Below are 24,055 nucleotides of genomic sequence, written 5' to 3' on the forward strand. Positions count from 1 at the left end.
CCTCTATAAAATAGCCCCTGATAGCTCAGGAGAGGCGGGTTCTAATTCGTGTTGCTATTTTTCAAAATCGGGATAAGGAAATCCCTTGCCGGTTTCACAATGGAATTTCAAGCTCCCGAAAAACAGTGCCCAGGCATAACTACAGGAAGCAAACTCAGCTGTATAGGCCGCCATTTATAACCCAAAGGTAGTGACCTAGACATATGAAACACAGGTGTAAACTGGACTTTGTAATGGGTTGATTTGGACAATATCATTTGGTAAGTTTGTACGTAAAGGTTCAGGGATTTATCATTAACTATTTAAACATAAACAATGAAACACCTCACGATTTTAATACCAGACAAACAAATGGCCTTTAATACGTTTGCTTGTGTTATCGGTGCTTATGATATATTTAAACGTGCCGATCAATTTTGGCAGGAGAAGGGCAAAAAGCAATTGTTTAAAAAAATGGAATTGGCAGGTGAGTCTGGTCTTTCCGCTATTCATCATGGTTTATTAACGATAAAACCCGAGGTAAATATTAACGCTATTGAGCAGACCGATCTCATTATTATTCCGGCAATCAGCCATAATTTTCAACAACCGACGGTGAATAATACCGCATTAATTGACTGGCTCGTAGCACAATATAAAAATGGAGCGGAAATCGCCAGCATGTGTACTGGAGCGCTGATCTTGGCTTCAACAGGCTTACTGGATGGAAAAAATTGCTCGATCCATTGGAACGCGGCCGACTACTTAAAAAGACGTTTTCCCAAGGTGATCGTAAAACCTGATCAACTGATTACCGATGAACACGGTATATACACGAATGGAGGGGGCTATTCGTTCTTGAATCTGCTTCTTTATTTGATTGAAAAATATTATGACAGAGAAACGGCAATTTATTGCGCTAAAATTTTCCAAATCGAAATTGATCGGCAGAGGCAGTCTGCTTTTACCATATTCAAAGGGCAACGGCTGCATGGTGATGAAGTTGTTGAAAAAGCACAAGACTACTTAGAGGATCATTTTCAGGAAAAAATATCGATAGAAGAGCTCTCGCAAAGACTTGCTGTTGGTCGAAGGAGCTTCGATCGGCGATTTATAAAAGCTACCGGTAATACGCCCATCGAATATTTGCAACGCGTGAAGATCGAATCAGCTAAAAAGGCTTTTGAAACGACACGTAAAAATATTAACGAAGTGATGTATGAGGTTGGTTATGCGGATGAAAAGGCATTTCGGGAGGTGTTCAGAAAGATAACGGGCATGTCTCCACTTGACTATAAGAAAAAATATAACAAAGAAATGGTCATCGAATGATATGTCAGGCATTTTAACTAAGTTTGTTTATGCCCGAAACAATTGCAGATAAAACCATCTTTTCCTTGGCAGAAGTGTCTCGTAGCATTCAAAAGACGATAGCAGATCGTTACCAGAGCTTATATTGGATAAAAGCAGAAATGAATAAGCTCAATCATTATGCGCATTCAGGCCATTGTTATCCAGAGCTATTAGAAAAGAAATCGGGGCGGGTTATTGCAGAAATACGGGCTACGCTATGGAAAAAGGACTATGAACGGATTAATCAGCGTTTCCTAGCCATTACTAAAGAACCCCTAAAAAACGGAATTAATATCCTTTTGCAAGCATCCATTAGTTATGATCCCGTACATGGTTTGAGTTTGCATATCGTAGATATCGATGCTTCTTTCTCTTTAGGTGAGCTAGAACGGGAAAAACAAGCCAGTATTGCCTTGCTGAAAGATCAAGGGATTTTTGATGCCAATAAGCAATTGCCGTTCCCCTTACTTCCTAAGCGTATTGCCATCATCTCCGTAGAAACGAGTAAGGGGCTAGCCGATTTTTTAAAAATCATTGACAACAATCCTTATGGTTATCGTTTTGAATATTCCTTGTTCCCTGCACTCTTGCAAGGCGAGAAATCGGTATCATCCATTATGGATCAATTGGCACGAATCCGTTTACAACTTAGCCAATTCGATGTGGTTGCCCTAATCAGGGGCGGCGGCGGAGAAGTTGGACTGAGCTCGTATAACCACGTGTTATTGGCAACGGCCATTGCCACGTTTCCCATTCCGGTGATTACGGGTATTGGGCATGCAACGAATGAGACCGTCTCCGAGATGGTGGCCTATAAAAATGCCATTACACCTAGCGTTCTCGCCGATTACCTCTTACAGCATTTTCACGATTATGCCCGTCCGATAAGCCATGCAGAAGAAGTATTGCGCGTAAAAACAAGGCAGCTCTTTGACCAGCAGCAACAATTACTTGCCAATACTATCCGATATTTTAGGATGGCCAGTCTAAATAAACTACGCGACAATCGACATCAGCTAGCGGATTTACGTAGTCGGACGCTTCAACAAAGCAAGCATCGATTAATTCAGGAAAAAACTACTTTTCAACAGCTAAAAAAATTATTATTCATACGAACTGAGCGCGCTTTATTGAAAGAAAAGCAACTAATTGCTTTCTTGGGACAGCGGTTAAAACGTGAGAACCTTCATGTAAATAAGCGGTCTCATCAACTGCTTGTACAACTAAAGGATCAATTGATTCGCCAAAGCCAGCAGCTGACTAGCAATGAACAAAGGGACTTGGAGAGGCTACAGCATCATTTAGCAACAGTCATCAAAAGGTCGTTATTGGAAAGTGCTAAGGCCCTTGAAAACCAAGAACGACATCTGTCAGTCTTAGATCCACAACATGTACTTAAAAGGGGCTATAGTATCACCCTTTTAAATGGGAAGGCAGTTAGCAATGCACATGTTATAGAAACAGACCATCAAATAAAAACGATTTTAGCTTTTGGTGAAATCGAAAGTCAGGTTACCTTTGTAAAGACAAATGACGAAACCAATAATGGATAATCAATTAAGCTATATCTCTGCGTTTGAAGAACTTCAGACCATTGTCGAGGAAATAGAAGATGGGGAAATCAGTGTAGACGAACTTTCAGACAAAGTGAAAAGGGCTGCTTTGTTGATTAAGATCTGCAAAAGCAAATTAACCGAAACAGAAGCGGATGTCAATAAGATACTGGAAGATTTGGATCAGGATGAAGTCAGCGATGGAGAATAAGGATAATAAACGTGGTGTCTAAACATTCATTCTACAGGAAAGAATGTTTAGACACCACGTTAGATCTTACTCCTGATAAGGGATCCCCATATTTTGGAACATGAATGCCCATTTATCCGCTTGCTCTTGAATCAGCATAGCAGTAGGTTTGCCCGCGCCATGCCCTGCTTTGGTTTCAATACGGATAAGTACTGGATTTTCTCCCCGTTGATAGGCCTGTAAACGTGCAGCAAATTTAAAGCTATGCGCAGGGACTACACGGTCATCGTGATCTGCTGTCGATACCATTGTTGCAGGGTATTCAACATTTTCCTTCAATGCATGATAAGGCGAATAATGATGCAAATAATCAAACATTTCCTTGTTATCATCTGCCGTACCGTAATCATAAGCCCAACCTGCTCCAGCAGTAAATTTATGATACCGTAACATATCCAAAACACCTACAGCAGGGAAAGCTACTTTAAATAGCTCCGGTCGTTGTGTCATCGTTGCGCCAACCAATAATCCACCATTGGAACCTCCAGATATAGCCAATTTTTCCTTGGAAGTGTAGTTTTCTTTAATCAAATATTCGGCTGCTGCTATAAAATCGTCAAAGACATTTTGTTTATGTAATTTCGTGCCAGCTAAATGCCATTTCTCGCCGTACTCACCACCACCACGTAAATTGGGCACCGCATAGACACCGCCTTGCTCCAGCAGTAACACCGTTGACACACTAAACGAAGGGGTTAAGCTGATGTTGAAGCCGCCATACCCATACAGCATGGTTGGGTTATTCCCATCAAGTACTATTCCCTTTTTATGGGTAATGATCATGGGTATTTTAGTGCCATCTTTCGACGTATAAAATACCTGTTTTGATTCGTAATCATCTGGATTAAACTGTACATTAGGCTTTTTATAGCTCTCTGACTTTCCAGAAGCGATTGTATATTTAAAAATGGTTGATGGATAGATATAGGAAGTAAAGGAGTAATACAATTCTTTTTCATCCTGTTTAGCTCCAAAACCGCTAGCCGTTCCTATGCCGGGCAGTTCAATTACACGCTCTTCCTTCCCTTGCCGGTCAAACTGTTTTACCAAGGATGTTGCATCCTTCAAATAGTTGGCAAACAGTTTTCCGCCACCTGTTCCGATGGTTAATACATTTTCCGTTTCGGGGATTAAGTCTTTCCAATTGGCAGGCTTTGGATCGTTGCTATTTACTGTTACCACCTTATAGTTCGGCGCATTCAAGTTAGTGTAGATAAACAAGGTGTCGCCCACATTGTCTATAACACTATGCTCTTTATCAAAATTGCCTACTATTTGAACGATTTTGGAATCCGGTTGACGGAGATCCTGTATATATAATTCATTTCCACTCGTTGTATTGGCGGCAGAGATGACTAAATAACGTTCATCTTCGGTTAAATAGGCGCCAATATACCGTCTCGGTGTGCTTTCACCACCAAAAACAAGCTTGTCGGCATGCTGGGGAGTGCCTAACTTATGGAAATACAACTTATGGAATTGTGTCAGGCCTGAAAGCGCGCTGCCTTCTTTGGGCTTGTCGTAACTGCTATAATAGAAGCCTTCATTTCCTTTCCAGGCCAAACCGGAAAACTTAACGTCAACAAGCGTGTCGCCCACTACCGATTTGTCTGCTGCTTTCCAAACGATGACTTTACGCCAGTCAGAACCACCTTCTGAAATCTGATAAGCCACTAAGCTTCCATCTTTGCTAAAGTTGATGCCGGCCAATGAGGTTGTGCCATCTGCGGAAAATTTATTTGGGTCAAGGAAGACCTCACTTTTTCCCGCTTCTTTTTCCCTATAAATGACCGATTGATTTTGGAGTCCGTCATTTTTTGAGTAATACGTATAGTCGCCTTCTTTGGATGGTGCAGAGATTTTCTCATAATTCCATAAGGTTTCCAAGCGGGCTTTCATGGCATCCCTAAAGGGAATTTGTGCCAGATAATCATGGGTCACCTCATTCTCAGCAGCTACCCACGCTTTGGTGTCAGCTGCTGTATCATTTTCCAACCACCGATAAGGGTCGGGAACTTTTGTTCCGAAATAATCATCTATAACATCGGTTTTTTTTGTTTCTGGATAGGACTTTACATTCATTTGTGTTGCTGGTGCTATTGTTTTTTGATTACTATTGCAAGCGGCTAAAGCAAGCGTTGCAAATAGCACAGGGGTATATTTTTTTACCATGGTCAACGTGGTTTTTGTGTGAAATTGAGTCAATAATACGAAATTTTTGGTGCTTGGTTATAAAACGGCTTTTAATTACCTTCGCCTCGATGGTTGCAGACAAAAAAATCTACTTTGCTTCGGACTTCCATTTGGGCGTACCGACATATGAAAAAAGCAGGGAACGGGAGTCCCGTATCGTCCGTTGGTTGGATACCATTAAGGAGGATGCAGCGGAAATTTATTTGATGGGAGATATTTTTGATTTCTGGTTTGAGTATGCTACTGCCGTTCCAAAAGGTTTTGTGCGCTTTCTTGGCAAATTAGCCGAACTTGCTGATGCAGGAATAAAGCTTATCCTTTTCAAGGGTAACCATGACATGTGGATGTTTGGGTATCTTCAGCAAGAGCTTGGGGCTACGATCATTGCTGATGAGCTAATTATAACGCGTGGAGCGAAGCGGTTCTATCTTCATCATGGCGATGGTTTAGGCCCTGGTGATGCTAAATATAAATTCCTTAAAAAGTTTTTCCGAAGTAAATTTTGTCAATGGCTATTTGCTCGTGTCCATCCCAATTTAGGTATCGGCCTCGCTTTGAAATGGTCGCGCAACAGTCGGATTGCTAATGGAAAGAAAGAATGGCGCAAGGATGCAGAACAAGAATGGTTAGTGGTATATTCAAAAGAACAGCTGGCGAAAGAACATTTTGACTACTTTATTTTTGGCCACCGTCATTTACCCTTGGATATTGATTTGGGTCATGGCAGTCGATACATTAATCTAGGGGAGTGGGTAAATTATAACAGCTATGCCGTTTTTGATGGAAACCGTTTGGAGTTAAAGACATTCGAGTTGTAAGTTATACATTTTAAGTTTCATAGGCTGTCTTGTATATCAAGGCAAGTTTCTCTAAGTTTGTAAACTTTTTTGCCAAACAAGGTAAATAGGCAAACCAAAAAACAATGTTAGAAAAGTTAGAAGCCATAAAATTGCGTTGGGAAGAGGTAGAACGTGAGTTAAGCAACCCGGATACGGTGAACGATATGAAGCGTTTTGCCAAGCTTAATAAAGAATATAAAGACTTGGGCAAAATTGTTGATGAGTACCATGTTTATAAAAACATCATCAGCAATATTGAAACCAATAAAGATATTCTGGCGAATGAGAAAGATCAGGAGTTGCGTGAAATGGCCAAAGAAGATCTGGATCTGCTACTTGTCCAGAAAGAAGAAAAAGAGGAGCAGGTACGCTTAATGATGATTCCGAAAGATCCAGAAGACAGTAAGAATGCCATTTTTGAAATCAGAGGGGGTACAGGAGGAGATGAAGCCGCATTGTTTGCCGGAGATCTTTACCGCATGTATACTCGTTTCTTTGATCAGAAAGGTTGGCGCGTAGAAGTGATGGATGTTACAGAAGGTACTGCTGGCGGTTATAAAGAAGTTATTTTGAAGGTGAGTGGCGAGGATGTTTATGGCCAGCTAAAATATGAATCCGGTGTACATCGTGTGCAACGTGTTCCCGATACAGAAACCCAAGGCAGGGTACATACTTCAGCGGCTTCTGTTGCGGTATTGCCTGAGGCAGAAGAGGTGGATGTCGAGATTAACCCTGCAGATATAGAGATGCAAACATCCCGTTCGGGTGGTGCCGGCGGTCAGAACGTAAATAAAGTAGAGACGAAAGTTCAGTTAACCCATAAACCATCTGGTATTGTTGTCGTTTGTCAGGTTGAACGATCTCAATTAGCCAACCGCGAATTAGCGATGGAGATGTTGCGTTCCAAACTTTACGAATTAGAAGTTCAAAAAAAACATGGCGATATTGCGGCTAAGCGTAAAACGATGGTATCCACGGGAGATCGCTCGGCAAAAATTCGTACGTATAATTATCCGCAAGGAAGGGTAACCGAACACCGTATCGGCTTGACGCTGTACAATTTGCCAGCCATTATGGATGGTGATATCCAAGAAATTATCGATGCATTACAATTTGCGGAAAATGCAGAGAAAATGAAAGAAGGCGGACTCGAATAAAATTTTCAATAAAAAGATTTTAATTTTAAAAAATCACGCTATATTTGCAGTCCTCAAAAGAGGGGAATAGGTCCGGTAGTTCAGCTGGTTAGAATACATGCCTGTCACGCATGGGGTCGCGGGTTCGAGTCCCGTCCGGACCGCTGAAAAGAAAGTCTAGCAAGGGTTTTCGTTGTTCTTTTTTAATATAAAATTATTGGTCCGGTAGTTCAGCTGGTTAGAATACATGCCTGTCACGCATGGGGTCGCGGGTTCGAGTCCCGTCCGGACCGCCAAACGGCACAAGTCGATTATCCTATCGCTTGTGCCGTTTTTGTTTTATTTAGTCATCTACATCTATTGGTACCCCTCTAATTTAACAACCCATCTTAGCATAAGTCATGTTTGACGCAACAGCGGTTAAAGTACTTGATATAACAACGAGGTATTGCAAAATAAAACTAATTGCTAAATTTGAATACCGCTAACAATTATAAACAGGCTTTATGACCAAGGTAACACTAATAACAATTTTAGGGACGTTATTATTCGCCTTTACTTTTAAAGCTGATTTTCTGATGGAGCAGAAGAAATTTGAACGGGTCAGATTAGCCATTAAAGAAAAACAAGGTTTTATTGAGCAAAAACTAAAGGTAAATCATATCAGCATTAACCATCTCAATTTACTCTTCGTTACCTATAAGAGCGAGGGCTTACTCGATATTTACGCTAAAACAAAACAAGAAACGACGTATAAAAAAATATTATCGTATGACATTTGTGCTCGTTCTGGCCAACTTGGACCAAAACGAAGGACAGGAGATAGGCAAGTTCCGGAAGGCTTCTATCATATTGATCGATTTAATCCCATAAGCAATTTTTATTTATCGCTTGGACTTAATTATCCCAATCTTGCTGATCAAAGAAAGAGTAAAGCTAGTAACTTAGGTGGTGATATTTTTATTCACGGCTCTTGCGTAACGATCGGTTGCTTGCCAATGACAGACAACTATATTAAGGAAATTTACCTGCTAGCCGTTTATGCAAAGCATAGTGGACAAGTTAACATACCTATTTACGTTTTTCCTTTTCAAATGACCAATCAAAATTTCATGACGTATAAAGTCAGGTATAACAATAATAACGAGTTGATTAAATTTTGGGGCAATCTAAAACGCGGCTACGACACCTTTATGAAGAATAAAAAAGAATTACTAGTAAAAGTGGCTGAAAATGGCGACTACCTATACGAAGACAGAAGTGAGATTATGCCTTAGTTTTACAAAAGGAGTCAAAAATAACGCTTCTCTTGGAAAGGCCTACCTGGTTGCACTCGGTCTATGCAATACGATTGTATCATACTTTATAAAAAGTGTACGGTAATCTGTATATTTGCATCCTTTTTTACTATTCGGTTGCGGTGTAGCCGTTAAGCTGAGGGATCACAAAAACGCTTACTAGGGGTAAGCAATTCACAGGATATGCACGGATTGGTATTGCTTCGTCAGGAGGCGGGCAAGACGTTAAAGCTCGCAGGGCCTATTATTCTAGGCGAATTGGCACAAATGGCATTGGCATTGATTGATACGGCCATGGTGGGCGCTGTCAGTTACAAGCAGTTGGCAGCGGCAGCGCTGGTGATGAGTGTGGTTAATATACCGTTTGTATTTGGCATCGGTATGACGATGTCTGTTTCTCAGTTGGTAGCAATGGCCCATGGTCAGCATGATGCTCGGAAAGTTTCGCATTACCTATTCAACGGATTTTTACTGTGTGCAACAACGGCATTATTGATTTCTATTGGTTTAGAGTGTAGTAAAAGCATTCTGTTTCATTTGAAGCAAGATCCAGAAGTAGCCGCTATGGCAGTACCATTTTTGAGGGTTATTGGTGTTTCTATCATTCCGATGATTTTGTTTATGACCCTAAAACAATTTACGGATGGATTGGAATACACCCGTACGGCTATGACGTTATCGCTTATTGCGCTACCACTAAACGCTTTTTTAAATTGGTTGCTGATTTTCGGAAATTGGGGATTTCCTAGATTAGAGTTAATCGGCGCCGCCTGGGGAACACTTATTACCCGAACATTGATCTTTATCGCTTTAGCGATCATTATCTTTAGACATAAAACATTTAGACGGTATATTGCGGCGGGTCGGACCCATTGGAAGTTCAGTTGGGCCACCATTAGGGAGTTGTTGCGGATAGGTATTCCGAGTAGTCTTCAAGCTGGAATGGAGGTTGGCGTATTTGCCGTATCGGCAATCTTGGTGGGTACGATTGGGGCTGTCGAGCAGGCAGCTCATCAAATAGCCATGAACTGTGCTGCTTTTACATTTATGGTTTCGATGGGCTTAGCACAAGGAGGGTCTATTCGAATTAGCAATGCCTATGGTCGAAGGGATTGGAGGCACATCTTAGTTATTGGAAAAAGCAGTATGCTTACCGCTTTAGTATACGGTATCATTTGCTTTATTATTTTTATTTCATTAAACAACCATTTACCAAAATTATTCAACCATAATGCGGAAGTCGTTTCTTTGGCGTCATATCTATTGATCTTTGCAGCAATCTTTCAAATTTCTGATGCAACACAAGCGGTAGGTATAGGTTTGTTAAGAGGTGCTAAAGATGTTAAAGTTCCAACCTTGTTGGTTGGTCTAGCCTATTGGGTAGTCGGTTTACCTATCGGTTATCTTTTGGCTTTTCATCTGGGCATGCGGGCCCCTGGTATCTGGACAGGATTGATTATTGGTTTAAGTCTAGTTTCTTTATTTTTGTCTGCTCGGTTTTTGGCGTTGAAGAAACACATCCATCCGTCAGGGCAATGAAAGAAGAAGCAAAAGTTTCTCATTATCAATATTTTTTCTTTCAATAAATTTTAAAATACAAAAAAATCATCTACCTTTGCAGTCCTTTTAAATAAGGACAAAAGTATATTGTTTAATTAATTCAAAATCAAGCAAGTGAATACGTTAAGTTACAAAACTGTCTCAGCCAACAAAAACACCGTTAACAAAGAATGGATCGTTGTTGACGCTGAAGGTGAGATTTTGGGGCGCTTGTCATCTCAGATTGCAAAAGTAATCCGGGGGAAACACAAGCCTACGTTCACCCCACACGTAGACTGCGGCGATAATGTGATCGTTATTAATGCAGACAAGGTTAAATTGACAGGAAACAAATTGGGCGATAAGCGCTATGTTTCTTACACTGGTTACCCTGGTGGCCAGCGTTTCATTTCTCCGAAAGAGTTATTGGCTAAGCACCCTACCCGTATTGTAGAAAAAGCGGTACGTGGTATGCTTCCTAAAAATCGCTTAGGTCGTGCTTTGTACAAGAACTTATTTGTATATGCCGGTTCAGAACACCCGCATGCAGCACAAAATCCAAAAACTGTTAAATTCTAAGGAGAAAAGAAATGTCAACAACAAACACTTCAGGAAGAAGAAAAACAGCTGTTGCCCGGATTTACTTATCTGCTGGTAGCGGCAATATTACCATCAATGGTAAAGACTACAAGGAATATTTTCCTACATTGCCCTTGCAATACATTGTTACCCAAAGTACAGAAGTTGCCGGAGCTGCTGGCAATTATGATGTGAAAGTTAACGTTGGGGGTGGAGGCATCAAAGGCCAGGCTGAAGCTGTTCGTTTAGCGATTGCTAAAGCCTTGGTTGAGCTTAACCCAGAAGTGAAACCTGCTTTACGCGCTAAAGGTTTAATGACCCGCGATGACCGTATGGTTGAACGTAAAAAACCAGGACGCCGCAAAGCACGTAAAAGATTTCAATTTAGTAAACGTTAATTTAAGGAGGATCAAACAATGGCAAGAACAACATATCAGGAATTACTGGATGCAGGTGTACACTTTGGTCACCTTACCCGTAAATGGGATCCGAAAATGGCTAAGTACATTTTCATGGAACGCAATGGCATCCATATTATCGATTTAAATAAAACATTGGCAAAGCTCGAAGAAGCTGCTTCTGCCATCAAACAAATCGTAAAATCAGGCCGTAAAGTATTATTTGTAGCTACCAAGAAACAGGCGAAAGATATTGTTGCCGATCAGGCAAAGGCCGTTAACATGCCTTTCGTTACGGAACGTTGGTTAGGTGGAATGCTTACTAACTTTGCAACAGTACGTAAGTCGATTAAAAAAATGTCTAACATAGACAAAATGACCAAGGATGGCACGTACGATGTATTATCAAAAAAAGAGAAACTGATGATTCAGCGCGAGCGCGTTAAATTGGAAACCTTGTTAGGAGGTATCGCTGATTTAAATCGTTTGCCAGCTGCTTTATTTATCATTGATGTAAAAAAAGAACACATCGCGGTAAGTGAAGCCCTCAAGTTGAACATCCCTACTTTTGCGATGGTCGATACGAACTCGGATCCGACAAATATCGATTTCCCTATTCCATCGAATGATGATGCTACCAAATCGATTACCTTGATTACGAATGTCATTAAGCAAGCGATCATTGAAGGGTTAGAAGAGCGCAAGCGCGACAAAGAAGAAGAAGCGGAGAAAGAAGCTGCGGCTGCTAAGGCAAAGGCAGATAGCGGCGAAGAAGAAGCTACTGAAGCTGCTGCTCCTAAACGGGAACGTAAAGTTGAAGCTACTGAAGCAAAAGACGGAGAATAAGTAAATTCGGTTATGGGTTGGGGGTTACCAAGGTGATTAGCGCAACCGCTATTTGCTGAACGTGATCCAGGACCCATAACTTGTTTATAAAGCAATAGTTAAAATTAAAGGAAAAAATAAAATGTCTACAGTACAAATTTCTGCATCAGACGTAAATAAGCTGCGCCAACAAACTGGTGCAGGTATGATGGATTGTAAAAAAGCATTGGTAGAAGCGAATGGCGATTTTGAAGCTGCCGTTGATTACTTACGTAAAAAAGGAGCTAAAGTAGCTGCTAGCCGCCAAGATCGCGACTCTAATGAAGGTGTCGTTATCGCTAAAACAACAGCTGATGGTAAGCGCGGTGTTGTTGTAGAAGTAAATTGCGAAACAGATTTCGTGGCAAAGAATGCTGATTTTATCGCTTTTGCTGAAAGTGTTGCTGATGCGGCTATACAATCTTCTCCTGCAACGTTAGAAGATTTAAAAACATTAGAAATCGGTGGTTCGAAAATTGCTGACCTATTGATTGATCAAACCGGAAAGATCGGTGAGAAAATTGAAGTGTCTAAATATGAGGTGGTAACAGCAGATCAAGTCATTCCTTATATTCATGGAAACTACCGCTTAGGTGTGTTAGTTGGTTTAAGTGCCGCGGTAGCCGGTGGAGAAGAAGCCGGCAAGGATGTTGCGATGCAAATTGCAGCAATGAATCCTGTGGCTATCGATAAAGATGGTGTTGACGCACGTACTATTGAACGCGAGTTGGAAATTGCTAAAGAGCAAATCCGTGCAGAAGGTAAACCAGAAAACATGGTAGAGAAAATTGCTCAAGGTAAATTGAACAAATTCTATAAAGATGCTACCTTATTAAATCAGGAATTTGTTAAAGATAGCTCTAAGACTATCAGTCAATTCTTGGACGGTATTTCCAAAGGATTAACGGTAACGGCATTTAAACGCGTACAATTAGGCGCTTAGTTTTAGTATGGGTTATTAGTTGCTAGTAATCCATTAGACAATAATCATTTTTGAAAAAGCCTTTCTTCAAATTTAGAAAGGCTTTTTCTATTTAATGCCTATTCTTATTTCTTGATTAAAGTACGTACGAACAACGAGTAACCAATAACGAACAAAGACTACCCTGCCCAACTTGCTCTATCCAAGCTTCTGTAATGAATCGCTTCGGCGAGGTGTTCCAACTCAATCTCCTCACTGTTGGCCAAATCGGCAATTGTCCGCGAAACTTTTAATATTCTATCGTAAGCCCTAGCGGATAAACCGAGGCGTTCCATGGCATTTTTCAATAAGTTCTGTCCAGCCTGACTTAACGAGCACACTTCCCGAACTTTTTTGCTTCCCATTTGGGCATTGTTGTGAATCTCACTTGCTTTAAAGCGCTCTTCCTGCCTTCTTCTAGCCTTTTCTACGCGTAAACGGATTACGCTACTGGATTCTGCACGTTTTTCATTAACAAGCTCCTGAAAGTTTACGGGCGTTACCTCTACATGCAGGTCTATACGGTCTAGTAGAGGCCCTGATACTTTGCTTAAATAACGCTGAACATTGGCTTGTGAGCAGACACAGTCTTTATCAGGATGATTATAGTAGCCGCATGGACAAGGATTCATCGAGGCAATGAGCATAAAACTTGCCGGATAATCTACGGTAAGCTTAGCTCTTGAAATGGTAATCTGTCGTTCTTCTAAAGGTTGTCTCAATACCTCTAATACGGCACGTTTAAATTCAGGTAATTCATCTAAGAATAAAACGCCGTTATGCGCCAAGGAAATTTCGCCTGGTTGAGGGTTTCCACCACCACCCACTAAGGCTACGTCACTTACTGTATGGTGAGGTGCTCTAAAGGGTCTTACCGTCATTAGTGAAGCTGTTGCTGCTATTTTTCCTGCTACTGAATGTATCTTGGTGGTTTCCAGTGATTCGTGTAGATTCAATGGTGGTAATATAGATGGTAGCCGCTTGGCTAGCATGGTTTTTCCGGCTCCAGGTGGGCCAATCAGAATAACGTTATGACCGCCAGCAGCGGCAATTTCCAGGGCTCGTTTAATGTGTTCTTGCCCCTGTACATCTGCAAAGTCAAATTCGTAATGGTTAACATGTTGAAGAAATTCTGCGCGTGTATCGACGGTAATGGGCGAAAAGGGCTTGTCATCGTGGAGTAGTTGAATCGCCTCTGTAATATGGTCAATTCCGTAAACAAGCAAATCATCGACTATGGCTGCTTCCCGTGCGTTTGCATTTGGAAGTATGATGCCCTTAAATCCTTCTTTACGTGCCTGTATTGCGATAGGTAATACACCGGTAACGGCTTGAACGCCTCCATCTAACGATAGTTCACCTAAAATCAGATAGTCGGCTAAACGCCTAGAATTTATTTGTTCGGATGCAGCTAAAATGCCCAAGGCAATAGCTAAATCGTATCCAGATCCTTCCTTTCTGATATCTGCAGGAGCCATATTTACAACGATCTTTTGCCTAGGCATTCGGAGCCCTGCACTTTGCAGCGCACTTTCTATTCTGAAGGTACTTTCTTTAATGGCATTATCTGGCAAACCGACGATAAAATACTGCGTACCAGACGAAATATTGACTTCCACGGTTATGGTGGTTGCTTTGATTCCATAAACAGCACTGCTATAGGTTTTAATTAACATATATTTAGGCTTTGGTATATTTTGTTACAAAAACCTAAGGTACTAAAAAAGGCGGTACTTAAAAAGTCACCGCCCTGTTTGTTTAAAAATCATTCGACTATTTCCCAAAGGGGGTCTTAGGCATGCCGCGCATCATTTTTGCCGCTAAGGAGGGATTAGAAAACTGTTTCATCATCTTACGCATATCGTTAAATTGCTTCATCAATTTATTTACCTCATTAATGTCGGTTCCAGAGCCTTTAGCTATTCGCGCGCGTCTTTTTTGATCGATCGCATCTGGATTTTCACGTTCATAAGGTGTCATAGATCCAATAATAGCTTCAATGGGTTTAAAGGCATTATCGTCAATATCAATGTCCTTAATTGCCTTTCCTACACCAGGAATCATGCCCATCAAGTCTTTCATATTACCCATTTTCTTGATCTGTTGGATTTGGCTGATAAAGTCGTTGAAATCGAACTTATTTTTACGAATTTTCTTTTGTAATTCTGCCGCTTCCTTCTCGTCAAATTGTTGTTGTGCACGCTCTACTAGAGAAACCACATCGCCCATACCTAGGATACGCGAGGCCATACGATCTGGATGGAATACATCCAGGGCGTCCATCTTTTCACCTGTTCCAATGAATTTGATGGGTTTATTAACAACCGATTTAATCGAAAGCGCCGCTCCACCACGGGTATCACCATCTAACTTAGTTAACACGACACCGGTGAAATCCAAGCGATCGTTAAATGCTTTAGCCGTATTTACAGCATCCTGACCAGTCATGGAATCAACCACAAACAAAATTTCATGGGGCTGTGTGGCTTCCTTTACCGCAGCGATTTCCTGCATCAAGCCCTCATCGATTGCCAAGCGTCCAGCTGTATCAACAATCACCACGTTCTGGCCATTTTTCTTTGCCTCTGCAACGCCTTCTTCCGCAATAGCAATCGGATCACTAGAAGCCCTATTGGTGTATACGGGAACATCAACTTGTTGTGCTAAAACCTCTAATTGATCGATTGCTGCAGGTCGATAAACGTCGCCAGCAACCAATAACGGGTTTTTCCCTCTTTTCTCTTTTAAGTATTTGGCTAATTTTCCAGTGAAAGTTGTTTTCCCAGCACCATTCAATCCAGCAATTAAAATTACCGTAGGGTTTTTACCCAATTCAATGTCGGAGGTTGTACCTCCCATGAGCTTAGTCAGCTCATCATTCATAATTTTAGTAAGCAATTGCCCTGGTGAAATGCTGTTCAATACATTTTCACCAAGCGCTTTCTGCTTCACTTCATCAGTAAATGCCTTTGCTGTTTTATAGTTAACATCAGCGTCCAGTAAAGCCTTACGGATTTCCTTTACCGTTTCTGCTACGTTAATTTCCGTAATATTCCCTTGTCCTTTTAGGACTTTAAATGCCCTATCTAACTTATCCTGTAAATTATCAAACATAGATTAAGTAAAAATTCAAACGTAAAAATCTAAAAATCCTGCCTTACGCAGGATGTCACCTTTAATGAGGTGGAAAAACGATTGTTAAGTGCTTACCACTTACTAGTAATAGGCAACAAAGATAAAGAATTATTTTGCCTTCTCGATAACTTGATTATTCAGGCGAATATACTCTTCGCTTTTTGCTTTTTCAGCAGCCTGTTTTCCTAAGGTGGCCGTCGCTTTAGCACCTTCTTTGTCTCCTTTTTTCAATTGAATTTGTGCTTTCCAGTAATAGGAATAAGGTAATTCAGGATTTGCTTTCACCGCTTCATCTGCCCATGCCAAGGCTTGATCGAGATCTTTGTTATTGTTAAAATAGTATTGTGCTGCTGCTAAATATGGTTTTTTCTCGCCCTGCATAGCTTGGTCTATCGATGCCATAATCTCCGCATCTTGGTTTACCTGTATCGGGAAAGTAACCGATGTATTCTCCCAGGCAATATTCAGCTTAGCCTCTGTGGCAGAAACCTCTGGGAAACTGATCGTAAACGTTTCCACCTTATTTTTTGTTTGCTGAGGCTTAACGGTAAAACGTAAGACATCGTCATTCTGGTTATATTCATAGGCTCCCCATTGCTTGGCACCCTTGTTTAGAATAATTGTCCATTCATTTTTATTGGGAATGGTAAACAAAGCATATGTACCCGCTGGTATGGCTTTGCCATCGATGGAAACATCGCCCGTAAACGTTAAGGTTGTAGCACTATTTGCACCGGTACGCCATACTTGACCATAGGGTTCCAGTCCCCCAAAAATGGTACGTCCCTTTACATTCGGCCTAGAGTAGGTTAATGTTATCTTACTAATCCCTAAATCTTGGGTGAGTACTTGTGTGCTGCTCGCCGCAGGTAATTTTAAATTTTGAGCAAACACCGCTTGCGTGGTTAACACAGTGATCATAAGCGTAGCAATAGCTAGGCCCAAAAACATTCTCTTCATTAGGATACTATTTAATGGTTTTTTTGTTTCTACATCTTAATGGTAGAAAATTCTTGTCGAAGATAAGGTATTCTAATGAAGTTTACCAATTGCTTCTCAAGCTTAAAAACTATTAAGCACTTCTTTTGCTTTATTTACCATGCTTGCAGCCGATTCTTGTTTTAACCCCTCTTCTTCAAAAGCGCCAATTACACGATCTAATTTCTTCAAACCGGCATCATCACCTTGTGCTTGCAGCGATGCTTTGATTATTTTAGCTTTTTCAAAATCCTGTATTCCTTCAATTAAACGTTCAAAACGGATCGAACTGCGGGCTCCTGGATAAACAAACCACGCATCACCGGCAGACCATGTACCATAACGGGTATCTTGAAGAGGTTTAGGCCCCCAACAATTATAAGCCCATCGCAGATAACCATCAAAATCCCTATTCAAGGCATACCAGGCGAGCCAGGTAGCCTCTGCAGATGTTGACGAGGTAAAGGTATTGGGAGAAGGTTCTGTGCAACAGGTATAGAATGTTGTTGTAAAGCCTTTATTCCGTCGTTCCTGTATCAAATCTTTATCCAATTTATAGCGTAGCGCTACACAATAATCAGCCAAATCAGCGTATAATTCCGGATGGTCACCTCCGGCCAACGAGATTTTAAACGCCGGGTCAGCCTCTTTAATAATAGCGATTGCTTTTTTCATATCCTTCATTTCGCGCTCGTCCATAGCAATGGTGGTACGATCAAACCAGCCTTTTTCCTTAAGATGTTTGGCAAAATCGACCAACACGGGTTTCCAATGCTCTTTATAGGCATTTTCTTCCGGCTTCGCTTTTAAAAATACTTGTTTTCCGCTGGCCTCATCATAATAGTAGAATTTTAAGTTCCAAGGGATCATGCTGTAGCATTCTATAAATTTATGGATGCCGAAACCCATCATAAATTCGACCCATTGATCAAAAATGCGGTAATCGTATGACCAGGAACCATCTTTTTTCTTCGTCCATTTGATCATGCTGTCATAGACATCGTAGGTTTGCCCGTTCCAGGGGTCATAAATGATGCTTGTGGTAATAACTTTCTGACCGGCATTAGCCAATAGTTGCATATAGGGAGCCATCGCTTCAAAGTGTTCTTTTGACCATGGCTCTACGCCATACACCCTCGCTACTGAATAAGGGTTTTGCCAAAGATCTAGATGATAAGTCCAATCCTGTGGTTGAGGTAAGGTATGAGGCAATACCTCTATTTCAAAAGGCAAACGCTGTGGTTTTTCGTTACGTGCTTGTATGGTTAATGTACCAGCATAAACGCCGGGAGCGGCATCAGCAGGGACTTGGATGCTTAACCATATTGGTCGGCTCGTTTTTTCATCGATTGCTAAGTTAGGAACATGATCAATTAAGTCGGCAACCAAAGATGTGTCAAGTCCTTTAGGTATACCACAGCCTGATTTCAAGTCGCCTAAGTGGTCGGTTAAGACATAACGCACAAAATTTGCCTTGACGTGGCCGTTAGTGATTGTATTTCCCTTGTCATCCTGTAAGGTAGATGTTTGCAGGGAAACACCCTGTAGTGCTTTCTTGGTCCATATCAGCGCCTGTGTATGCACTTTCTCCCCTCGCCAAGCTTTGGCCCTCCAACGATCAACCAGCTTGTTTCTTTCTGGGGGAGCTGATCGTTTAAAGGCTTCATCCACGGATATAAAACGGGCATGCCATGTTCCGGTCACCTCCTTCCATACACCTTGATCCACTGGATGAGGATCGTTTAACTCGTTCACTAGCGTATAGGCCGGCAACTGTGCTTTTCCATACAATGTACTGCAGACAAGCACCGCTAATAGTAATTTTTTCATAACTAATTGCTGTTGTACAAAAGAAAAATGACGCGTTTTTTTGCAAAGATTTATCAGATACCCTCTTATAATGATCTCTTGATTATTTTTTTCCTAATTTGTGTCCAGCAACAGCATAGTACCAAATCATGAAGTAACAAGGGATCATGACCCAATAGGCTTGTTGTGGATTCCATTTATCGGCCAATGCACCATAGATTACCGGAATAACTGCTCCTCCAGCCAAGCCCATAACAAGCAAAGAAGAAGCCGCTTTGGTAAACCTACCCAATCCTACAATAGCTAGTGGCCATATCGCCGGATAAACCAAGGAGTTTGCTAGTCCCAATAAGGCAATGAATGCTACAGATAAGTAACTTTGGGTAAAAATAGCACCCAAACTAAAAACAAGTCCTAACAAGGCGCATATTTTCATGGCATTTTCCTGCTTAATGTACTTTGGAATTAGCACAATACCTAGGGTATAGCCGATAATCATGCAGGTCATGGTTCCCATGGTAAAGTACTTTGCCGTTACTAGATTAATACCTTGTGAAGCACCATAGCTAATGATGGTATCGCCTGCAATTACCTCTACACCAACATATAGAAACATGGTAATAAAGCCTAATATCAAATGGGGGAACTGAAATAAGCTCGTTTTGTCTTTATTTGCCGAACCAATTACCTCGTCTTCTTTATCGGTATCAATTTCAGGAAGATGCGAGCGATAGATGATAAAAGCCAAGATTGTTAATACCGCTATGATACAGCAATAGGGAAAAATAACCCTTGCCGCAAGCTCGTTCAATTCCAACACCCGATCAGCATCTGGCAAAGAGGCTATACGAGCGGTAAGGGCATCGGCGTTACTCAGTACCACAGCACCTAAGATAATTGGTGCTAAGCCACCCGCTAACTTATTGCAGATCCCCATGATACTAATGCGTTTCGCTGCACTTTCCGCTGGTCCGAGTATCGTTATATAGGGGTTTGACGCGGTTTGTAAGATAGCTAAACCGGTTCCTTGAATAAAAAGTCCTAATAGAAACAGGGCATAGGTACGGGAAAGTGCAGCCGGAATGAATAGCAAAGCGCCAACAGCCATTACTAATAAACCTATCGACATCCCATTTTTAAAACCAAAGATCTTCAATACCTTAGTGGATATGGGGGCCATGACGAAATAAGCAATATAGAACGCAAAGGCCACTAAATAGGCTTGAAAATGATTAAGCTCACAAGCAATCTTTAAATAGGGAATAAGAACGGAATTAAGCCAAGTGACAAATCCGAAGATGAAGAACAAGGCACCGATAATCACGATGGGGTTAATGGCGCTCTTACCGGTATTGCCGGTAGCCTGGAGTTGGTTCATGCGAGTAAGTTAGTTTAAGTATCTTATTTAGATACCGTTGAAATTAATAAATTTTTTTAAAATATATACGCAAGGCTACTAAAATAATTCCACATTTTTATACAAAATCATCATGCAAACGGTTGCTTAACTTACGCTCGCATGATGCTTTAGGCTTTACGCTTTGAGCAATAGGCAAATAGCTTAACGCATATGGCTTATTGCCTATTGCTGAGTACAGCCTCACACATCGTAACGACAATAGAACTTGCCACAGCTAGCACAAAAAGAAACGCCTCAATTTCTCATCGAGGCGTTTCCAAAAACCTAAACCTTATCACAAAACCATTACCTGGCCTTACTGATATTACTAAAACACTTCAAGTGTTAAATGGTTTTAAAATTTATACCATGGTATCTAAATATCGTTCTTTAATAATATTTCGATGATGGTTCAGGTGTCCGGCAATAATGTATAAAAATGCCCGAACACTAATTAAGCGATCTGAAGCCAATCCTCTGCGGTTTAGCTCTGTTTCGTTAAATGTATTAAAGAGGGCGATATTTGACTTCCGCAAGAGCACAAATTCCTCCGCAAGGGAAGTTAGGCTCCGTTCATTAAATCGGGCATTAGCCACAAAGTCTTCCTGTTCAAATCCTGGAAGTGCTTTGGTGTCATTCCGTGCGAAACGTAGGGCTCTATAGGCCATAATTCTTTCTGTATCCAATACATGTCCTACAACTTCCTTAATGGTCCATTTTCCTTCAGCATAAGCATATTCCGATCTTCCAGCGGGTATAGCGTCTAAAAAAGCGGGAAAACTGGTTGTCTGCTCCTTAAGCACCTGCATGACGTCTCCAAAAACGGTATCAATGTAAGTGGCATAAAAAGCCGGAAATTCATCAGATTTTAGCTGGCTCATAGGTTAAACTACTCTTTAATATGATTCTGAAGGTGGTTCCTTTTCCCACTTCAGAGTCTTTTACAAAAATTTGTCCTTTATGATAATTTTCGATTATCCGTTTTGTAAGTGAAAGGCCCAAACCCCAACCACGCTTACGCGTAGTATAACCAGGTTGGAATACAGCCTCAAATTTATTCCGTGGAATTCCTTTTCCGGTGTCGCTAATATCAATAAATATCTGCTCTTTAGCAATATTTTCACTAATTATTATGTTTATTTCACCAGTAGATTCTATAGCATTAGCGGCATTCTTTAAGATGTTTTCGATCACCCAATCAAATAAAGGGATGCTTAACTGGGCTTCAACCGTCTTATCGCCAGTAACCGAAAACTTAATACGATCACTGGTGCGTACTTTAAAGTAGCGTACAAAGTTGTTTACCACGGGATACACAGCGTGATTCTCCAATACGGGTTTGGATCCTATTTTTGAAAACCGGTCGGCCACAATTTCCAAACGCTTGACATCATTTTCCATCTCGCCCAAAAGAGGGTCATCTTCTGCATCGAATTTTGCTTTCATCAATTCTAACCAGGCCATTAATGAAGAAATGGGGGTACCCAGTTGGTGCGCCGTCTCTTTGGCAAGTCCTACCCATACCTGATTCTGTTCTGATTTACGCATGCTGTTAAATACCGTATACGCAATACCTAAGAAGATAGCAATCAAGGTTAGTTGGACATAAGGAAAAACCCGCAGTTGTGTCAGTAATAAAGAGTCTTTATAATACACATACCATTTTTCTCCACCAGATAAGTCAATCACAATGGGCAAATGCCGCTCTTTCATGACGGATAATTCATGCTGAAAATATCCCGGATCATATTTAGGTAGATTAAGGCTTTCTTTTGATTCTCCTCCAACGTCGTACAACGTTTTGGTCGAATCCAGTCCACGCCAATAAATGATGCTGTCTTTTGAGTCCGTAATAATAGCAGGAACTTTCAAACTATCGCGCACACCGTAGATATAGGTAATGTATTCATCATTCACATCGGGCATGGCATACATATTTTTGGTGCTTATTGCCCAAACCGAAGCCTTTGTACGCTCAGCATCTGAAAGGTTCTGTACCAGATAATTGGTATACCATAAAGATGCTGTAGCGATAATAGCCGCAAAAATAAGTAATAAAAATTTCCACCGTTGGCTATACTGATAGGGATTCATTCTTTTTAGTTGTTGGTTTTTAGTTATTAGTTATTAGCTATCGGTAATCTCCAAACAACGAAAAGCGAATAACGAACAACGAACAACGAAACAGAGGGCCAAAGTACAACTTTATACAATTAACTACAAGGTTTGACTTTAGGCCAACGTACAAATAGTTATCTTTGCAGGATGTCAGTAGAGAAAAAAGTAAGAGTTCGTTTTGCCCCAAGTCCTACGGGTGGTTTGCATTTGGGTGGTGTCCGTACCGCCTTATTTAATTATCTTTTTGCTAAAAGTCAAGGTGGCGATTTTATCCTGCGTATTGAGGATACCGACCAAACACGTTATGTACCTGGGGCGGAAGAATATATTTTATCTTGCTTAGCCTGGTGTGGACTAGCACCTGATGAAAGTCCTTTTCATGGGGGTGCCTATGGGCCCTATCGTCAAAGTGAACGTAAGGCCAGTTATAAAGCTTTTGCAGAGCAATTGATAGCTAGTGGCCATGCCTATTACGCTTTTGATACTCCTGAAGAGCTGGAAATCCAACGTCAGTTGAGTCCTAACTTCAAATATGGTCATGAAAATAGGAATCAATTAAAAAATTCGCTCACGTTAACACCTCAGGAAGTCGATGAACTATTGGCGGCGGGTACCCCTTACGTTATCCGTATCAAGATGCCTATTGACGAAACGATAAGCTTTGATGACATGATTCGGGGTGTAGTCAGTTTTGACACGGCCTTAGTAGACGATAAAGTACTCTTAAAAGCGGATGGTATGCCAACGTATCATTTAGCGGTTGTAGTAGACGACTACTTGATGCAAGTAACGCATGCTTTTAGAGGCGAAGAATGGTTGCCTTCAGCTCCTGTTCACCTCTTGCTATGGGAATATTTGGGGTGGAAAGACCATATGCCCCAATGGGCTCATTTTCCTTTGATTTTAAAACCGGATGGTCATGGTAAATTGAGCAAAAGGGATGGCGATCGGTTGGGATTTCCGGTTTATGCCATGAATTGGACAGACCCGAAAACGAGTGTGCTAACTAAAGGCTTCAAAGAAATGGGCTTTTTACCACAAGCTTTTGTTAATATGCTCGCGTTATTAGGTTGGAATGATGGTACAGATCAGGAAATATTTTCCTTGGAAGAATTAGTGAAGCAATTCTCTATAGAACGAATCAGTAAAGCCGGTGCCAGATTTGATTTTGAAAAGGCAAAGTGGTTTAATCATGAATGGATTAAAAAATTAACCAATCAGGAATTACTGCCTGCTATCAAAGAGGTACTTGCAAGCCATGGAATGGTTTCCGATAACGACCTGTATGTCGAACAAGTGTTGGATTTAGTTAAAGATCGTTTGGTATTTATCCCTGATTTTTGGGAACAGGCTTCCTATTTCTTTACTCCACCAACTACCTACGATTTGGAGGCTATTAAAAAGAAATGGGATGATGGGAAGACCGCTTTTTTCCATCAGATTATTCCTCAGTTAGAAGTATTTGAGCCTTGGCATACCGAAGAGCTGGAACATTTTTATAAATTGGCTATCCAGGCGAGTGGATTAAAAGTAGGAGAACTCATGCTTCCCTTTCGTATTATGCTTGTTGGTGGCAAATTTGGGCCTCATGTTTTTGATATCGCTAAATTATTAGGTAAAGCAGAGACAATTACCCGTATGAAAAAGGGCTTGGCGGCCATAGTAGCATAAATA

The 24,055-nt window shown here is 41.0% G+C and carries 20 protein-coding genes and 2 tRNA genes; 14 read left to right on the top strand and 8 right to left on the bottom strand.

Going from position 1 to position 24,055, the window contains the following annotated elements:
- The first annotated feature begins 315 nt into the window (after window positions 1–315).
- The 3 genes from ABD930_RS04135 to xseB are packed head-to-tail and all read left to right on the top strand — an operon-like array spanning window position 316 to window position 3,096.
- Entirely contained in the window at window positions 316–1,311 is a 996-nt protein-coding gene (locus ABD930_RS04135) for a GlxA family transcriptional regulator (RefSeq protein ID WP_345230437.1), read from the top strand.
- 29 nt (window positions 1,312–1,340) lie between these two features.
- Window positions 1,341–2,885 carry an exodeoxyribonuclease VII large subunit gene (gene xseA, locus ABD930_RS04140; RefSeq protein WP_345230438.1) on the top strand — a complete coding sequence of 515 codons (1,545 nt, stop codon included), beginning with the start codon at window positions 1,341–1,343 and terminating at the stop codon, window positions 2,883–2,885.
- A complete protein-coding gene (gene xseB, locus ABD930_RS04145; protein ID WP_345230439.1) occupies window positions 2,863–3,096 on the top strand; it encodes an exodeoxyribonuclease VII small subunit in 234 nt (77 codons plus the stop codon). Before xseA ends, xseB begins: the two co-directional genes overlap by 23 nt.
- A 66-nt stretch (window positions 3,097–3,162) precedes the next feature.
- Here xseB and ABD930_RS04150 read toward each other — a convergent pair whose 3' ends face one another.
- Entirely contained in the window at window positions 3,163–5,217 is a 2,055-nt protein-coding gene (locus ABD930_RS04150; protein ID WP_345230811.1) for a prolyl oligopeptidase family serine peptidase, read from the bottom strand.
- Between the two features lie 179 nt (window positions 5,218–5,396).
- On the opposite strand from ABD930_RS04150, the gene ABD930_RS04155 reads away from it, so the two are divergent.
- The 10 genes from ABD930_RS04155 (at window position 5,397) to tsf (ending at window position 12,924) form a co-directional block, all read left to right on the top strand.
- Window positions 5,397–6,146, top strand: a complete 750-nt coding sequence (locus ABD930_RS04155; protein ID WP_345230440.1) for a UDP-2,3-diacylglucosamine diphosphatase — start codon at window positions 5,397–5,399, stop codon at window positions 6,144–6,146.
- Window positions 6,147–6,250: 104 nt separating this feature from the next.
- On the top strand, window positions 6,251–7,324 hold the full coding sequence (gene prfA / locus ABD930_RS04160; protein WP_345230441.1) for a peptide chain release factor 1: 1,074 nt from the start codon (window positions 6,251–6,253) through the stop codon (window positions 7,322–7,324).
- 69 nt (window positions 7,325–7,393) lie between these two features.
- Window positions 7,394–7,467, top strand: a tRNA-Asp gene (locus ABD930_RS04165).
- 55 nt (window positions 7,468–7,522) lie between these two features.
- A tRNA-Asp gene (locus ABD930_RS04170) sits at window positions 7,523–7,599 on the top strand.
- 210 nt (window positions 7,600–7,809) lie between these two features.
- Window positions 7,810–8,580 (top strand): L,D-transpeptidase family protein, encoded by a 771-nt coding sequence (locus ABD930_RS04175; RefSeq protein WP_345230442.1) that lies wholly within the window; start codon window positions 7,810–7,812, stop codon window positions 8,578–8,580.
- A 204-nt stretch (window positions 8,581–8,784) separates the two neighbouring features.
- Window positions 8,785–10,140, top strand: a complete 1,356-nt coding sequence (locus tag ABD930_RS04180) for an MATE family efflux transporter (RefSeq protein ID WP_345230443.1) — start codon at window positions 8,785–8,787, stop codon at window positions 10,138–10,140.
- Window positions 10,141–10,275: 135 nt separating this feature from the next.
- Entirely contained in the window at window positions 10,276–10,719 is a 444-nt protein-coding gene (rplM, locus tag ABD930_RS04185) for a 50S ribosomal protein L13 (protein WP_345230444.1), read from the top strand.
- An 11-nt stretch (window positions 10,720–10,730) separates the two neighbouring features.
- On the top strand, window positions 10,731–11,117 hold the full coding sequence (gene rpsI, locus ABD930_RS04190; protein WP_345230445.1) for a 30S ribosomal protein S9: 387 nt from the start codon (window positions 10,731–10,733) through the stop codon (window positions 11,115–11,117).
- An 18-nt stretch (window positions 11,118–11,135) separates the two neighbouring features.
- Window positions 11,136–11,963: a 30S ribosomal protein S2 gene (gene rpsB, locus ABD930_RS04195; protein WP_345230446.1), complete on the top strand. Its 828-nt coding sequence runs from the start codon at window positions 11,136–11,138 to the stop codon at window positions 11,961–11,963.
- Between the two features lie 121 nt (window positions 11,964–12,084).
- The gene (gene tsf / locus ABD930_RS04200) at window positions 12,085–12,924 is read left to right on the top strand and encodes a translation elongation factor Ts (RefSeq protein ID WP_345230447.1); all 840 of its coding nucleotides are present in this window, start codon (window positions 12,085–12,087) and stop codon (window positions 12,922–12,924) included.
- A gap of 158 nt (window positions 12,925–13,082) precedes the next feature.
- Here the strand turns inward: tsf and ABD930_RS04205 are convergent, their stop codons facing one another.
- The 7 genes from ABD930_RS04205 to ABD930_RS04235 form a co-directional block, all read right to left on the bottom strand.
- Window positions 13,083–14,618, bottom strand: a complete 1,536-nt coding sequence (locus tag ABD930_RS04205) for a YifB family Mg chelatase-like AAA ATPase (RefSeq protein ID WP_345230448.1) — start codon at window positions 14,616–14,618, stop codon at window positions 13,083–13,085.
- Between the two features lie 97 nt (window positions 14,619–14,715).
- On the bottom strand, window positions 14,716–16,056 hold the full coding sequence (gene ffh / locus ABD930_RS04210; RefSeq protein ID WP_345230449.1) for a signal recognition particle protein: 1,341 nt from the start codon (window positions 16,054–16,056) through the stop codon (window positions 14,716–14,718).
- A gap of 129 nt (window positions 16,057–16,185) precedes the next feature.
- Window positions 16,186–17,037 carry a DUF2911 domain-containing protein gene (locus tag ABD930_RS04215; protein ID WP_345230450.1) on the bottom strand — a complete coding sequence of 284 codons (852 nt, stop codon included), beginning with the start codon at window positions 17,035–17,037 and terminating at the stop codon, window positions 16,186–16,188.
- A 102-nt stretch (window positions 17,038–17,139) separates the two neighbouring features.
- On the bottom strand, window positions 17,140–18,885 hold the full coding sequence (locus ABD930_RS04220) for a DUF4091 domain-containing protein (RefSeq protein ID WP_345230451.1): 1,746 nt from the start codon (window positions 18,883–18,885) through the stop codon (window positions 17,140–17,142).
- Window positions 18,886–18,967: 82 nt separating this feature from the next.
- Window positions 18,968–20,242, bottom strand: coding sequence for a sugar MFS transporter (locus ABD930_RS04225; protein ID WP_345230452.1), 1,275 nt, complete (start codon window positions 20,240–20,242; stop codon window positions 18,968–18,970).
- 383 nt (window positions 20,243–20,625) lie between these two features.
- A complete protein-coding gene (locus ABD930_RS04230) occupies window positions 20,626–21,144 on the bottom strand; it encodes a DinB family protein (protein ID WP_345230453.1) in 519 nt (172 codons plus the stop codon).
- Window positions 21,125–22,357, bottom strand: a complete 1,233-nt coding sequence (locus ABD930_RS04235) for a sensor histidine kinase (RefSeq protein ID WP_345230454.1) — start codon at window positions 22,355–22,357, stop codon at window positions 21,125–21,127. The genes ABD930_RS04230 and ABD930_RS04235 overlap by 20 nt, the downstream gene beginning before the upstream one ends.
- A 171-nt stretch (window positions 22,358–22,528) precedes the next feature.
- Between ABD930_RS04235 and gltX the strand changes: the two genes are divergently transcribed.
- Complete coding sequence (gene gltX, locus ABD930_RS04240; protein WP_345230455.1) at window positions 22,529–24,052, top strand: glutamate--tRNA ligase; 1,524 nt, start codon at window positions 22,529–22,531, stop codon at window positions 24,050–24,052.
- Window positions 24,053–24,055: the final 3 nt, after the last annotated feature.

Origin of the sequence: Olivibacter ginsenosidimutans (assembly GCF_039542865.1) — a bacterium.
Classification (GTDB): domain Bacteria; phylum Bacteroidota; class Bacteroidia; order Sphingobacteriales; family Sphingobacteriaceae; genus Olivibacter; species Olivibacter ginsenosidimutans.

Excerpts from the sequence above, each read along its gene's own strand:
- ABD930_RS04205 (WP_345230448.1), bottom strand. The coding sequence starts at position 14,618 with ATGTTAATTAAAACCTATAGCAGTGCTGTTTATGGAATCAAAGCAACC.
- xseA (WP_345230438.1), top strand. The coding sequence starts at position 1,341 with ATGCCCGAAACAATTGCAGATAAAACCATCTTTTCCTTGGCAGAAGTG.
- ABD930_RS04155 (WP_345230440.1), top strand. The coding sequence starts at position 5,397 with ATGGTTGCAGACAAAAAAATCTACTTTGCTTCGGACTTCCATTTGGGC.
- gltX (WP_345230455.1), top strand. The coding sequence starts at position 22,529 with ATGTCAGTAGAGAAAAAAGTAAGAGTTCGTTTTGCCCCAAGTCCTACG.
- ffh (WP_345230449.1), bottom strand. The coding sequence starts at position 16,056 with ATGTTTGATAATTTACAGGATAAGTTAGATAGGGCATTTAAAGTCCTA.
- rpsB (WP_345230446.1), top strand. The coding sequence starts at position 11,136 with ATGGCAAGAACAACATATCAGGAATTACTGGATGCAGGTGTACACTTT.
- ABD930_RS04230 (WP_345230453.1), bottom strand. The coding sequence starts at position 21,144 with ATGAGCCAGCTAAAATCTGATGAATTTCCGGCTTTTTATGCCACTTAC.
- ABD930_RS04220 (WP_345230451.1), bottom strand. The coding sequence starts at position 18,885 with ATGAAAAAATTACTATTAGCGGTGCTTGTCTGCAGTACATTGTATGGA.
- ABD930_RS04175 (WP_345230442.1), top strand. The coding sequence starts at position 7,810 with ATGACCAAGGTAACACTAATAACAATTTTAGGGACGTTATTATTCGCC.
- ABD930_RS04150 (WP_345230811.1), bottom strand. The coding sequence starts at position 5,217 with ATGAATGTAAAGTCCTATCCAGAAACAAAAAAAACCGATGTTATAGAT.
- prfA (WP_345230441.1), top strand. The coding sequence starts at position 6,251 with ATGTTAGAAAAGTTAGAAGCCATAAAATTGCGTTGGGAAGAGGTAGAA.
- rpsI (WP_345230445.1), top strand. The coding sequence starts at position 10,731 with ATGTCAACAACAAACACTTCAGGAAGAAGAAAAACAGCTGTTGCCCGG.
- ABD930_RS04180 (WP_345230443.1), top strand. The coding sequence starts at position 8,785 with ATGCACGGATTGGTATTGCTTCGTCAGGAGGCGGGCAAGACGTTAAAG.
- ABD930_RS04215 (WP_345230450.1), bottom strand. The coding sequence starts at position 17,037 with ATGAAGAGAATGTTTTTGGGCCTAGCTATTGCTACGCTTATGATCACT.
- ABD930_RS04225 (WP_345230452.1), bottom strand. The coding sequence starts at position 20,242 with ATGAACCAACTCCAGGCTACCGGCAATACCGGTAAGAGCGCCATTAAC.
- tsf (WP_345230447.1), top strand. The coding sequence starts at position 12,085 with ATGTCTACAGTACAAATTTCTGCATCAGACGTAAATAAGCTGCGCCAA.
- ABD930_RS04135 (WP_345230437.1), top strand. The coding sequence starts at position 316 with ATGAAACACCTCACGATTTTAATACCAGACAAACAAATGGCCTTTAAT.
- ABD930_RS04235 (WP_345230454.1), bottom strand. The coding sequence starts at position 22,357 with ATGAATCCCTATCAGTATAGCCAACGGTGGAAATTTTTATTACTTATT.
- xseB (WP_345230439.1), top strand. The coding sequence starts at position 2,863 with ATGACGAAACCAATAATGGATAATCAATTAAGCTATATCTCTGCGTTT.